The following is a 13,746-nucleotide window of genomic DNA, read 5'->3' as shown; positions in this document are numbered from 1 at the left end:
TATCAGGTTGAAAGTAGAAAGTTAACGGCAGAAAGTTACAAGTAGGATGACGTCATTTATCATACTGCTCCAGGAAACGATCTATGGTTTGCACAGCCGCCTGAAAACGTTGCTCTTCAAGTCCGGATATGAGCTGGTAGGAAGCATTGAGTTGCCTGAGCTCGCTTTCCCAAACGTTCATAAAGTGCGCCCTCAGGCCGGGGAAATTTCGTAAAGGGTCATCCTGCCAGGGCAGATCGATATCCATAAGCAGGTACAGATCGTAAAGGTGACGGGGCAGCTCATCCAGCACCTGTTGCGGAGCCCGCCCGAATACATGCTCGCTCCAGACTTTAACGGTTATAAACGTAGTGTCGCATATCAGTAACTTATTGGCCCGGGGTAGCCATCGCTTTTCTAATTCCAGCTGCCCGTAAAAGATATTGATCTCATCTTCCCAGGTGCAATCGCCCGTTAAACGACTGCAATATTCGCGGGAATATTCGGGCACCCAAACGGTACGATAATGTGCTGCCAGCTGCTCCGAAAGCGTTGATTTACCGGTTGATTCAGGGCCTACAACGGCTATTTTAATGACCTCCTGGCTATCCATTTTTGAGGCTAAGATAGTTAAAACTATTGCTTATAGTCTTAAAATGAGCGCAAGTTACACAGGGCAAACACCTCTGAACAGGTAAAAAGCAATTTACAGGATAAAATCAGAAGATATACGATCCTTTGATTTATTCCGGCAATATTTTCTTCCGTGGGTATTTATCCAACCCTTAACCTTTCTCCTTTCAGGCATTTTACTTAAGTTTGAAGTCAAACTATCAGATAATTTTGAAACCAATGATCCTGTCAAAGAAAATATCCCGGTTATTTTTCATTCTATTATTGATTACATCACCAGCTGTGATGTTTGGCCAACCGGCTAATAACGATACACTCCGGGTATTGGCTATCGGCAACAGTTTTTCTCAGGATGCTGTAGAACAGTACCTGCATGAATTGGCAGATGCGGCAGGCAAACATATCGTTATCGGGAACCTGTATATTGGCGGCGCACCGCTATCGCTTCACTGGCAAAACATTCAGGGTAATAAAAGTGCCTACAGCTACCGGAAAATTTTCGCAGACGGACATAAAACAACAACCGCCGATGTGAGCATTCTCACCGCCCTGAAGAACGAGCCGTGGGATTATGTTTCCATCCAGCAGGCCAGCGTATTATCAGGCAAGTTTGAAACGTATATTGAACCGCTCATAGGGATAAAACATTTTTTAGACAGTGTGAATGACCCTCATGTGAAATATATCTGGCACCAAACCTGGGCTTACGCACCCAACTCTACCCATGCAGGTTATGCTGATTACGGAAGTAACCAATTACAGATGTACAGTAAAATTATGGAAGCGTCTGCCAAGGCCAGGAAAAAATTCCATTTTGACCTGATCGTACCATCGGGCACCGCCATTCAGAATGCCCGCAACACCTTTTTGGGTAATAACCTCACCCGTGACGGTCATCATTTAGATTTATATATTGGCCGGTTTATCGCGGCCTGCACCTGGTTTGAGGCCTTGTTTGGTGAAGAAGCCCCCACCGAACGTTATCGTCCTGAAAAAGTAAGCCCGGAAGCTGCCGAAGTAGCCAAACAAGCCGCACACGCCGCTATACGGCATCCGTTTAAAGTAACTAAAATCAATACCGGCAAGAAACCATAGTCATAGGTAATTATAAGAGCCCAACAACTAAACAACTCAGGGCAAATACATCAAGACGTTCACGTCATTGCGAGGCTGCGTGGGGCCGTGTGAGCCGAAGCAATCTTGCAATTAACAACGAGATTGCTTCACTCTACCCGCAATCCCGCCCTTTCCCGAAACCTGGGGACAATGACGCCACCATTTTTTTAGATGCGTTTGTCCTACCAAACCAAACAATTTTTATACCTTTGCCTCATTAATAGGGGTGCCTTGTTTGTGATGATGTGGCAACATGCTAGCTAAACCACGCTCAAACACAAAAACAGGCTGAGATTATACCCATTGAAAAAGCTGAAGGTTAACGCTGAAATGTGTCAGCGCCATAGCCTCACTTTTTCAAGCACCTGATCCGGGTAATGCCGGCGTAGGGAGGTAAGTTAACGTATCTGCACGTTCCCCTGCATGCAGCATTGTTTAACTAAAAATTATTCAGAAACGTGAAAAAACATTTTTTAACTGCCCTGGCAGTTATCCTGTTGCCTGCGTTAGCTATGGCGCAGTTTGTGGTAAACGGAAAAATCAGCAATTCTACCGGCGAATCTTTGCCGGGAGCCAGTGTTTACCTGGGCAACCGGGTTACTCAGTCCGGTTCAGACGGAACGTATCAATTTAACGATGTAACAGCTGGAGAACACCTAATCCGGGTTTCTTTTCTGGGTTATCAAACCCAAAGCCGCACCATCCGGGTTACCGGCAACCAAACGTACAATATTACTTTGGCTCCGGTCAGCCAGCTTGTTGACGAGGTATTGGTAAGCGCTACCCGTGCCACCAGCAATACCGGCGCTACGTACCGCAATATCAGTAAAGCCGAAATCGAGAAAAACAATTTAGGCCAGGATTTGCCTTACCTGCTTAATCAAACGCCTTCGGTAGTGGTTTCCTCCGATGCCGGGGCAGGAATTGGTTACACCGGAATCCGCATCCGCGGCAGCGACCCGACCCGGACCAACGTAACCATTAACGGAATCCCGCTGAACGACGCGGAAAGCCAGGGCAGCTTTTTCATCGACCTTCCTGATTTCGCCTCATCGGTAGACAATATCCAGGTACAGCGTGGCGTGGGCACTTCAACCAACGGCGCCGGGGCGTTTGGCGCCAGCCTGAACATCCAGACCAATACCCGCCGTGATTCCGCTTATGCCGAGCTGAACAATACATTCGGTTCGTACAATACCTGGAAAAACACCGTAAACGTTGGCACAGGTCTCATTAACGGTAAATTTACTTTTGATGGCCGCTTATCGCGGATTAAATCCAACGGTTATGTGGATAGAGGCTCATCCGATTTAAAATCGTTCTTCCTGAGCGGCGCATATTACGGCAAAAAAGATTTGCTTCGTGTAAATGTGCTGTCCGGCAAGGAAACCACGTTCCAGGTGTGGAATGGTGTGCCCGAAGCTAAGCTTACCGGAAATATGGACAGCCTGTACCGCCATTATTACGATAACGTAGGTTACCTGTACAATACCACCGCCGATTCGCTCAATTTGTTTAATGCAGACAACCGCAAATACAGCCAGTTCCTGTATCCTGACCAGACGGATAATTATACACAAGACCATTACCAACTGCTGTATTCGCACCATTTTTCAAACCAGCTGACATTTAACGGCGCCTTGCATTATACGTATGGCCGTGGGTATTACGAGGAGTACAAATACAGCCAGAAGCTGGCCAATTACGGGTTAGATAATGTCCTGATTGGTTCAGAAACCATAAGCAAAACCGACCTTGTTCGCCGCCGCTGGCTGGATAATGATTTCTACGGCCTCACCTATTCGCTGGACTATAAACCATCGCTAAAGTTCAATCTTACCTGGGGCGGCGCTTATAACGAATACGATGGACGTCATTTTGGCGAGGTAATCTGGGCGCAGTATGCATCGGATGGCGATATTCATCAGCATTATTACGATGGCAAAGGCGTTAAAAAAGATTTTAACACGTATCTAAAAGCCACTTATCAGTTGGGTAAAACCAGTTTGTATGGCGATTTACAATACCGTAATATTGATTACACCATCAGCGGAACAGACAAAAACCGCAGTCCGCTGGACCAGCATGATAGGCTCAACTTTTTTAACCCGAAAGTGGGCATCATGCATCAGCTTACAGACAACAGCAATATTTATATTTCGTATGCTGTGGCTAACAAAGAGCCTAACCGCGACGATTATGTAAACTCCACACCGGCAACCCGTCCGAAATCAGAAAACCTGCAGGATGTGGAAGCCGGCTACCGTATCGCCACTTCCGGGTTTAATATCGGGCTGAACGCCTACGGCATGTTTTATAAAGACCAGCTGATTTTAACCGGCGCTGTAAATGATGTCGGCGAATCCATCCGGCAAAATGTGCCGATAAGTTCACGTATGGGCCTGGAGCTGGATGCCCGGACAAAGCTGGTGCCCTCATTAACCTGGGGATTAACGGCAACATTAAGCCGCAACAAAATCAAACAGTTTGACGAAGTGATTTATGAGTACGATGCCAATTATGACCTGGTCAATACCATCGTTAACAGTTACGACAAACCGGATATTGCCTTTTCACCAAACTTTATCGCATCCAGCGAGCTGAGCTGGCAGCCGGTAAAAAATGCTGAAATTGCCTTGTTATCTAAGTATGTGGGACGGCAATACCTGGATAACACATCCAACGGCAAACGGCAGCTCGACCCGTTTTTTGTAAATGACTTACGCCTGCATTATCAAACCGCTTTCACGGGGATTAAAAATATCGGGCTAACCCTGATGGTAAATAACCTGTTCAGCGAGCGGTATGAAAGCAATGGTTATACCTACAGCTCGGTTGTAGACCATCGCATGATTACCGAGAACTTCTACTTCCCGCAGGCAACACGCAATTTCCTGCTGGCGCTGAACGTAAAATTTTAAGTATGGAGTGGCAAAACTGGTATCATTTGCTGGCCGAACAGCTTAAAGAAACAACTATCCTGCAATGGATAGCTGTTTCTTTAGGCGTGGCCGAAGTACTGCTGGCCCGGGTGAATAATGTTTGGCTATACCCTACCGGGATAGCCGGCATCCTGCTTTCTATGGTTTTGCTGGTTGAGGCCCGCCTGTACGCCGAATGCCTGCTGAATGTGTACTATGTGGTGATGAGCGTTTACGGCTGGATATACTGGTATCGCAAAAAAAATGAGCCGCCGGTAAAAATAAGTTACTCCACCCGGCAGGAATGGTTAATTACGCTGGCTATTGTTTTTGGCGGATGGGTCATCTTGTACCTGGCATTGAAACATTTTACCGATTCTGATGTGCCGCTGATAGATGCCTGGGTATCATCAGCCGCATGGGCAGGTATGTGGCTGCTGGCCCGGCGTAAAATGGAAAACTGGATTTTACTGAATATATCCAACTTTTTTGCCGTGCCGCTGCTGTTTCATAAAAAGTTGCCGCTTTTCGCTTTATTAACTATTTTCCTGTTCATTATAGCTATTTTAGGATATCGTGAATGGAAGAAATTATACCGGCAGGAACGCACAATATGAGTTACGTGTTGTGGGTTACCTGTTACGGAGAAAATTTTGTACAGCTCATAAGGTAACGGTAACACACAACTCATAACAGGTAACCCGCAACACTATGCATCAAACACCGCACCCTTCATCTTTTCTGAATACTGAATGGACAGCAATTATCCGTCAGTATGCGGCTCAGGCCGAGCAACGCGGAAGTCTGCATTCTAAACAATTGGAATTGATTTACCGGCAGCAATGGTTTAAATTGTTTGTACCCAACGTATATGGTGGGCTGCAATTTAATTTACCCGATGCCATTAAACTGGAAGAAGGTATGAGCTGGGCCGATGGTAGCTTTGGCTGGACGGTAACCTTATGCTGCGGGGCCGGCTGGTTCGGAGGTTTCTTATCGCCGGATATCGCCGAAAAGATTTTTGCCGACCGCGATGTATGCCTGGGAGGCAGCGGAGCGCCCACCGGCACGGCTAACATTACCTCCACTGGATATGAGATTAACGGACAATGGAAATATGCCACCGGAGCCCCACACACCACATGGTTTACGGCAAACTGTGTAATTACCGAAGAGAATACGCCCGTGCTCAATGCCGATGGCAGCCCGCTGATTTTATCATTCATTTTTAAAAAAGATGAAGTAGAATTAGTGCCTGCTTGGAGCAGCATCGGGATGGTAGCAACCGGCAGTCATTCATTTGCTATAAAAAAACTGCATGTACCCACAAGCAGGTGCTTTAAAATTGATGCGGAGAATACAGTAATAGACAATCCTGTTCATCGTTACCCGTTTTTGCAGCTGGCTGAAACTACGCTGGCTGCAAACATTAGCGGTATGGCCATCCATTTTATGGATTTGTGCGAACAGTTTTTTGAACAACGTATGCACAGCAAAAAACTCACCGACAAGCAAAAACAACTGCTGAACGGCAAACTTCGCCAGGTTAAAGACCATATCAGCGAATTACGTGTTTCCTTTTACCAGTATATTGAGCGTTCCTGGCAGTTTTGCAACAAAAACGAGTCTATCCCTCAGCAAATACTACAGGCAACCAGTGTGAGCAGTCGTGCTTTGGCAAGATATGCCATCACCTGTACCGACGAGCTTTATCCCTTTTGCGGACTGATAGCTGCTAACCCGGCATCCGAAATAAACCGGGTATGGCGGGATATTCATACAGCCAGCCAGCATAGCCTGCTCACTTTTTCAGAGTGAAGCCTCACCCCCAACCCCTCTCCAAGGGAAAGGGGAGCAAGACTGTGCTTCTTGTCTTTATTATAGCTTAAAACGTACTACGTATAACCTAAAACTTATCACTAATTGCCTTCCGCCTTCCAACCTTTTACCTAAAACCTATAACTTACAACCTATAACGTTTAACTTTGGCATCGCATGTCGTCACATCACATTGTACGCGAAAAGCAGGAACCAGCCTTGCTGATTATTGACCTGGAGGATTTTAACCACGAGCATCTGGGTCAGCTACTGGAATGGAGCCCAACCGTTATGGTATCTTATCAGGCGTATGAACATGCCGATTCGCTGGGTGTTAAAATCGATGCTGTACTTACGCCTGATGAGCACTTTCCTGCACAGGCGCATACCCTCGTTTTGCCAACCGAAGACGACCCGCTATCGGACGGGTTGAAATATTTTGTTGGCGAACAATATCCCTCGGTTAATATTATTACAAATACATTCGCTGTAAAGGATTACGCTTTATTTGTTCACGATATCGATCTGGTGGTTTATACACCGCATAAAAAGATATTCCCGGTACGCTCCGGTTTCAGTAAATGGAAAACAGCCGGCGAGTCGATTGAAATTATCATCGAACCGGCACATTTACAAACTTCAGGATTAGAACATATTGACGGACATTGCTATAAAACTGTTAAGGACGGATTTTACAGCCTGTGCTTCTCGCAGGAATTTATCTTTATCGCCGAAAGCATTTAATCATGCCGATACGCATAGCTACCTTAAACGACGTTGACGTTATCAGTAGCCTGGCCGAAGCCATTTGGTGGCCTTCCTACCGGGATATTATTCCCGATGAACAGATAGCGCTTATGCTGCAAAATATGTATACGGTTGAAGCGTTGAAAGAACAATTGCTTGAAGGCATTACCTTCTTATTAGCCGAAGAAAATAATAGCGCTGTAGGGTTCGCCGGATTTTCATTAATAGATCCCAAACGCAAGCTGTACAAAATCCATAAATTATATGTACTTCCCTCGCAGCAGGGCAAGGGTACGGGTAAAGCATTGATTACTTACATTGCAGAACATTGTAAGCAACAGGATGGACTTGCGCTTCAACTAAATGTAAACCGCAATAATCCGGCGCTAAGCTTTTATCAAAAGCAAGGCTTTAACATAGTTGCTGAAGTTGATATTCCTTATTACCGGTTTTTTATGAACGATTATGTGATGGAAATGAGCCTTTTGAAATAGAAATCCACTAAGCTCCCTGACCCAGGTTAATAGACAGTCCTCCATCAATAAAATAGGTAGAACCCGTTATATAACCAGATTGTGGCGAAGCCAGGAATACAGCAACTCTGGCAACTTCTTCTGCATTTCCGGGCCGGTGTAACGGAATATGACTGCTGGCCTCATCTCTTACCGATTTGTTATCAATAGCCTGCTGGTTCATTGGTGTAAGAATCATTCCCGGGGCAATGTTATTTACCGTTATTCCACGGTTAGCCACCTCGAGAGCCAGCGTGCGGGTTAAATTTTTAATAGCTCCCTTCGAAGCATTATAACCAGCCCCGCCCGGCGCAACAACATCTTCGTGAATAGAGCTGATATTGATGATTCTGGCATTAGAAACCTTTTCTTCTTTCAGCAGATTAAGAAATTCGCGGCAACAGAAAAACACACTGTACAGGTTTGTACGCATTGTGCGGTCAAAAACTGCTGTTGGCATATCTTCCAGGTTTATGTGTGCGGTATTTACCGCCGCACTATTAACCAGTATATCTATCTTTTTAAAAGCGCCAATTGCACGCTCGAACAATTGCTTCACATCGTTTTCAGAACTTACATCAACTTGTACGGTTAATACATGTTGCCCGGCGGACTTAATTTCAGCGGCAGTTTCTTCGGCTTTTTGCTTATTACTATGATAACAAACAACAATATTGGCGCCTTCTTTTGCAAATGCTATCGCAATTGCGTGACCAATGCCGGAATCAGAACCGGTAATGAGCGCTGTTTTTCCTTTTAATACATGCACGGTTTTAGAACAGCCTCTGCATATAAATGTTTGCAGGCTTGTTCTACTTTAGCAACTTTAAGATTTTATTTTTGACAACTTTTAAAAAGTTGTCAAAAATAACTTTCTCATCATTGCCGGCTAAAATCGATATATTTGATTATGGCTCACACAGCACATTATTATACTAAGTTTGAGGAAGGCCAATATTATCATGTATATAATCGTACTGTCAATCAAGAGCTCTTATTCCGCACTGATAATAATTATTCGTTCTTTTTGAAAAAATACGATAAATACCTTTCACCCGTTATTAACACCTATACATATTGCTTATTGAATAATCATTTTCATTTATTGATTCGGGTAAAATCAGATTTAGACTTAAAAGCATTTAGAAGGTCAACCAATCCGCAATCAACCCATGAAATCATCAGTCGCCAGTTTCGCAAATTTTTTCAATCGTATGCAATGGCTTTCAATAAGCAGCAAAATCGTGTTGGAACACTATTCCAAACACCGTTTAAACGAGCTTTAATAAGCGATGAATATTATTTCACTCAACTGGTTTATTATATACATGCTAATCCACAGAAACACGGCTTAATAGGTAATTTTAGAGAATGGCACTGGAGTTCAACCGTATTCTTTATAATCCAGCTAGTAAGCTAATGAGAGAAGAAGTAATAAACTGGTTTGGTAATACTGAAGCCTATATCCATTTTCATGATCAAATGAATAATAAATATTACTTCAACAATAAGCTTTTAATTGAGGATGATTAATTCTTTCTAAAATTTGACAACTTTTAGAAAGTTGTCAAATTTGATCGGACTTCCTGATTTTTGCTTCGATGGCAGAGGTAGAATACCCGTCAATATACTGAATGGTTTGTACAGAACCACCGTTGGCCTGCACGATATCCGCACCTACAATCTGGTCAATGGTGTAATCGGCGCCTTTAACCAGCACATCCGGCTTAACGGCCTTAATCAATTCATAAGGAGTACTTTCATCGAACAAAACAACAGCGCTTACAAAAAACAGTGAAGCCAGTATATGCGATCGCGATTTTTGATCGGTTATGGGCCGGTTGGGGCCTTTAAGAGCAGATGTGGAACTATCGGAATTTAACCCGACAACCAGGCAATCGCCCATATCTGCCGCCTTAGCCAGGTAATCGATATGCCCCAGATGCAGCAGGTCAAAACAACCGTTGGTAAACACAATTTTTTTGCCCAGAAATCGCCAGATATTAAGCTGCGGAACCAGTTGTTCCACCGTCATAATTTTCTTTTCTATAACTTCCAGCTTGTGCATTACTCCGTTTGCTTTTTTGGGTTTTGACTTATTTCATTATTTCAGCAACCGGTTATTATCATCCGGGAAAACCAATATAGGTTCATAAGCCCGTGCTTCATCCATAGGCATGTGCGCATACGACATGATAATAAGAATATCACCTACCTGGGCTAACCTGGCACACGAACCGTTAAGACAAATCATACCTGAGCCACGCTCGCCTTTAATAATATAAGTTTCAAAACGGGCGCCATTATTGTTATTCACTACCTGAACCTTCTCGTTCGGTATCATGTTGGCAGCGTCTATCAGATCTTCATCTATCGTGATACTGCCCACATAATTCAGCTCCGCCTGCGTTACCCTAACACGATGGATTTTTGATTTGAGAACCTCAATAATCATAGTGCAAAGTTAGTTAAAACTTTAAAAACGCAAGTTCCGGTTAAACAATATTACTTCAGAATTATATTATCAATCAGGCGGGTAGAGCCCACAAAAGCAGCGGTAAGAGCTACAATACGCTCATGGTTTTCAGTTTTTACCGGCTTTAGTGTCGTGCCATCGCATATCTCAAAATACTCAAGATTTACGCCCGTTGTATGGTTAATGGTAGCTACCGCACGTTGTTTAAGCCACTCCAGCGGTTTATGGCCAAAATCCTTCCTTAGTTCAAACAAGGCTCTTGACAATACCAGGGCGTGTTGCTTTTCTTCATCCGACAGGCGGGCATTTCGCGAACTCATAGCCAGGCCGTTGTCTTCCCGCACAGTCGGACAGGTAACAATGGTTACGGGAATACCGAACTGTTTAACCATTTCAGCTACAACCAGTATCTGCTGATAATCTTTTTGCCCGAAAAAAGCCATATCCGGCTGTACTACATCAAACAACTTCTTTACAATCTGGGTAACTCCCTGGTAATGCCCGGGTCTGAAAGCGCCCTCCAAACGGGTTTCCAGATCGCCCAGATCAATATGCCAGTCCGGTTCGCCCGGCGGGTACATCTCTTCTACCGAGGGTAAAAAAAGCACATCGCAACCGGCCTGCTCTAATTTGTGAATATCCTGCGCTACCGGTTTCGGGTATTTTTTCAAATCTTCCGGATCATTAAACTGGGTAGGATTTACAAAAATGCTGCATACAGTTACATCGGCCTGCTCCTGTGATCTTTCAATCAGGGCGATATGCCCCTGGTGCAAAGCACCCATCGTAGGAACAAAACCAATGCTTTTATGCTGTTGTCTCAGCGGCTCCAGATGATCCCGCAAGGCCGCCTTAGTAGTAGCTATATTCAAGTTCCGGTTGGATTTTAACCGGCAAAGGTTGGCATTTGTTTAAGAAATAGCAAGCCTTATTTGCATAATTGGTTGATATATCCTAAGATAATGCTTATATTTGCATTCCGAATTTCTATTCTTAAATCAAAAAATTTAAAAGTTGGAGATGGCAAAAACGAAGCTATTGTATATTACCCACGAGATGTCGCCTTTCCTCGAGTTAACAAAAATTTCTGAAATAACCCGTCAACTTCCCCAGGCCATGCAGGATAAGGGCTTTGAAATTCGTATTCTGATGCCCAGGTTTGGCAATATCAATGAACGGCGTAATCGCTTACACGAAGTGATACGGCTCTCGGGAATGAATATTATTATTGATGATAATGATAATCCGTTGATCATTAAGGTTGCATCTATCCCCGCAGCACGTATGCAGGTATATTTTCTGGATAACGACGAATATTTTCATCGCAAGCACGTATTCAGGGATGCTAATGACAAGTTTTACGAAGACAACGATGAACGCATGATCTTTTTCTGCAAAGGTGCGTTAGAGACCGTAAAAAAATTAGGATGGGCGCCCGATGTGGTACACTGCCACGGATGGATGAGCGCATTGGTACCGGCTTATTTAAAAACCATATATAAGGATGACCCGACCTTTAAAAATTCCAAGGTTGTATATTCTTTGTACGAAGATGGATTCAGCGAAACACTTAATGATGATTTTGCCCGCAAAGCCACTTTAAATGGTATTAACAAAGAGCACACCGAAGTATTTACGCCCGGAACATGCGATGCGCTGCATTTCGGAGCTATTAATTTTTCGGATGCAGTTGTTTATTCAGCCGAAGATAACGTTAGCGCTGATGTGTTAAATTATGTTAAAAACGCCAATAAACACATATTGGAATTAGATTCCGCTTCAGATTTCGAAAATTATTATAACCTTTACGAAGAAATTGCAAACGAAGAAATCGTTTCTTTAGCTTAATAAGGAATTATCAGAATGAGATACATAAAATTAGACTTATTAACCCTGTTGATAAGTCTTTTTCTTTTAAATGCCTGTAAAAAACCAGATGGTATTGGCTTAGAAATATCGCCGGATAAACAAATTGATGCAAGTGCCACGGATACGGTAACCGTACGAGCCTATACCGTAAAAGAAGATTCGGTAATCACCCGTGGACAAAGCCAGTCGCCCCTGGGTTACCTGCAGGACGAATTCGGCACCACCGAAGCCAATCTCGCAATGGCACTCACCCTGCCTCAAACCGGATTAACCTTCGGCACTTCACCGGTTTTAGACTCGGCGGTGCTGGTGCTAAAATATGGTGATACATTTTACGGCGATGCGGATAATTCCACCTATGCCGTTAATGTCCATCAGCTAAACGAAACGTTTAACCTAACCGCCAATTATTACAATACCAAACAATGGAATTATAATTCTACCGTTATTGGCAGCAAAACGGTAAATAACTTCGCATTGCAGGACAGCGTGCTGATTACCGATATCGTATCCGGTAAGCCTGATACTGCCCGTGTGCGGTACCCGCAACTGCGTATTCCTATCAGCAGCAGCTTTATCAATAACAATTTCCTGAATGCCGGTTCAGATAAATTTGCTACAACTACCGCTTTCAATAATTTTATTAAAGGACTGTACCTGACCATCAATAAATCACAGTCTTCGGGTAAGGGAGGTGTTGTATTTTTTGACCTGGCCACTGCCGACAGCAGCCGTTTAGAGATCTATTACCGTACAGATGATGGTACCACAAAAGATACCATCATGACCACATTTAGCCTGAGCAGCTCAAATGCAGCGGCCAGCATTAAACATGATTATTCGACACAGTTAGGCCCCAAAATCCAAGAGCAGGTTCAAGCGAATAAGAGTATTAAGAACGGTGTTTTTCCAACGAATCCACCTTTGCCATTGCACGATACTTTATATGTACAGCCTCTGGGTGGTTTGCGGACCTTGGTAAACTTCCCATACATTAAGAAATTAAAAGAACTTGGAAATTTCACCATCAATAAAGCCGAGCTGGTAGTAGAAATAAACCAGGATATCCCTACATCGCTTAAACCGGCGCCACGACTCGGTTTTTATTGTACCGATATTGCCGGACAGCGTCAACCCATACCTGACAACAACGGCGGTCAGACCAATTCTTATGGCGATATACGAGCGTTGCCGGATGGCTCTTACGGCGGATTGTTGCAATCGTATAAAAAAGATGCGGGCGATTTTACGCATCAGCGCTATGTATTTATCATTACATCTTATCTGCAGGATCTGCTTGACGGAAGATCAACGCAGTATAACGCGTACATAGCCCCTGTAAAAAGCGGACTTTTGCGTTCTGCCGGCTCCAAAACAGATATACTTCCATCAGTAACAACAGCAGCTCCTGCTATACTGGGTGGCAACAGCGGTAATTATAAAATACGGCTTAATATTATCTATACCAAGTTGAATTAACCGTAGCTTTTGCTAATTTAGCCTGCAAAAACCAACCAAACTACTGTCAGGTCAATTATAGATTGTCTTTATAATATGTTTTTATGTTGGTGGTTTTTAGTACGTTAGTCGTTTTGAATTTTTAATTTTGACTTAACACTATGTGTGGAATAGTAGGCTATATAGGAAACCGTAATGCCTGGGAAGTAGTTATCAA

At 43.8% G+C, this 13,746-nt stretch carries 14 protein-coding genes and 1 riboswitch; of the genes, 9 read left to right on the top strand and 5 right to left on the bottom strand.

Features of this window, described 5'->3' with window-relative positions; genetic code table 11:
* Window positions 1–52 precede the first annotated feature (52 nt).
* Window positions 53–592, bottom strand: a complete 540-nt coding sequence (locus tag FW774_RS15240) for an AAA family ATPase (protein ID WP_149349074.1) — start codon at window positions 590–592, stop codon at window positions 53–55.
* Between the two features lie 239 nt (window positions 593–831).
* Here FW774_RS15240 and FW774_RS15235 point away from each other — a divergent pair, with 239 nt between their 5' ends.
* From FW774_RS15235 to FW774_RS15210, 6 genes are all read left to right on the top strand, one after another.
* Window positions 832–1,707 (top strand): DUF4886 domain-containing protein, encoded by an 876-nt coding sequence (locus FW774_RS15235; protein WP_149349073.1) that lies wholly within the window; start codon window positions 832–834, stop codon window positions 1,705–1,707.
* A gap of 233 nt (window positions 1,708–1,940) precedes the next feature.
* Window positions 1,941–2,137, top strand: a riboswitch (TPP riboswitch).
* A gap of 49 nt (window positions 2,138–2,186) precedes the next feature.
* On the top strand, window positions 2,187–4,649 hold the full coding sequence (locus tag FW774_RS15230; RefSeq protein ID WP_317132766.1) for a TonB-dependent receptor: 2,463 nt from the start codon (window positions 2,187–2,189) through the stop codon (window positions 4,647–4,649).
* A 2-nt stretch (window positions 4,650–4,651) separates the two neighbouring features.
* Complete coding sequence (gene pnuC / locus FW774_RS15225; RefSeq protein ID WP_149349072.1) at window positions 4,652–5,266, top strand: nicotinamide riboside transporter PnuC; 615 nt, start codon at window positions 4,652–4,654, stop codon at window positions 5,264–5,266.
* A 94-nt stretch (window positions 5,267–5,360) separates the two neighbouring features.
* Window positions 5,361–6,467, top strand: coding sequence for an acyl-CoA dehydrogenase (locus FW774_RS15220; RefSeq protein WP_149349071.1), 1,107 nt, complete (start codon window positions 5,361–5,363; stop codon window positions 6,465–6,467).
* Window positions 6,468–6,644: 177 nt separating this feature from the next.
* Complete coding sequence (locus FW774_RS15215) at window positions 6,645–7,211, top strand: thiamine pyrophosphokinase (protein ID WP_149349070.1); 567 nt, start codon at window positions 6,645–6,647, stop codon at window positions 7,209–7,211.
* 2 nt (window positions 7,212–7,213) lie between these two features.
* Entirely contained in the window at window positions 7,214–7,708 is a 495-nt protein-coding gene (locus tag FW774_RS15210; RefSeq protein ID WP_149349069.1) for a GNAT family N-acetyltransferase, read from the top strand.
* 7 nt (window positions 7,709–7,715) lie between these two features.
* On the opposite strand, the gene FW774_RS15205 is transcribed toward FW774_RS15210, so the two are convergent.
* Window positions 7,716–8,495: an SDR family NAD(P)-dependent oxidoreductase gene (locus FW774_RS15205; RefSeq protein WP_149349068.1), complete on the bottom strand. Its 780-nt coding sequence runs from the start codon at window positions 8,493–8,495 to the stop codon at window positions 7,716–7,718.
* A gap of 141 nt (window positions 8,496–8,636) precedes the next feature.
* On the opposite strand from FW774_RS15205, the gene FW774_RS15200 reads away from it, so the two are divergent.
* Window positions 8,637–9,146, top strand: coding sequence for a hypothetical protein (locus tag FW774_RS15200; RefSeq protein ID WP_149349067.1), 510 nt, complete (start codon window positions 8,637–8,639; stop codon window positions 9,144–9,146).
* A gap of 147 nt (window positions 9,147–9,293) precedes the next feature.
* Here the strand turns inward: FW774_RS15200 and rfaE2 are convergent, their stop codons facing one another.
* Genes rfaE2 through panC form a run of 3 tightly spaced genes read right to left on the bottom strand, consistent with a single transcriptional unit; the run spans window position 9,294 to window position 11,074 of the window.
* Window positions 9,294–9,794 (bottom strand): D-glycero-beta-D-manno-heptose 1-phosphate adenylyltransferase, encoded by a 501-nt coding sequence (gene rfaE2, locus FW774_RS15195; RefSeq protein WP_149349066.1) that lies wholly within the window; start codon window positions 9,792–9,794, stop codon window positions 9,294–9,296.
* A 36-nt stretch (window positions 9,795–9,830) separates the two neighbouring features.
* On the bottom strand, window positions 9,831–10,181 hold the full coding sequence (gene panD, locus FW774_RS15190) for an aspartate 1-decarboxylase (protein WP_149349065.1): 351 nt from the start codon (window positions 10,179–10,181) through the stop codon (window positions 9,831–9,833).
* A gap of 50 nt (window positions 10,182–10,231) precedes the next feature.
* Window positions 10,232–11,074 (bottom strand): pantoate--beta-alanine ligase, encoded by an 843-nt coding sequence (gene panC / locus FW774_RS15185; protein ID WP_149349064.1) that lies wholly within the window; start codon window positions 11,072–11,074, stop codon window positions 10,232–10,234.
* 148 nt (window positions 11,075–11,222) lie between these two features.
* On the opposite strand from panC, the gene FW774_RS15180 reads away from it, so the two are divergent.
* Window positions 11,223–12,050 (top strand): glycogen/starch synthase, encoded by an 828-nt coding sequence (locus FW774_RS15180; protein ID WP_149349063.1) that lies wholly within the window; start codon window positions 11,223–11,225, stop codon window positions 12,048–12,050.
* Window positions 12,051–12,065: 15 nt separating this feature from the next.
* Window positions 12,066–13,550 (top strand): DUF4270 domain-containing protein, encoded by a 1,485-nt coding sequence (locus FW774_RS15175; RefSeq protein ID WP_149349062.1) that lies wholly within the window; start codon window positions 12,066–12,068, stop codon window positions 13,548–13,550.
* Window positions 13,551–13,746 lie beyond the last annotated feature (196 nt).

The sequence above is a fragment of the Pedobacter sp. BS3 genome, assembly GCF_008274585.1.
GTDB lineage: Bacteria > Bacteroidota > Bacteroidia > Sphingobacteriales > Sphingobacteriaceae > Hufsiella_A.
The sequence above is the reverse complement of the archived record's forward strand: the minus strand, read 5'-3'. Positions and strand labels throughout refer to the sequence as shown.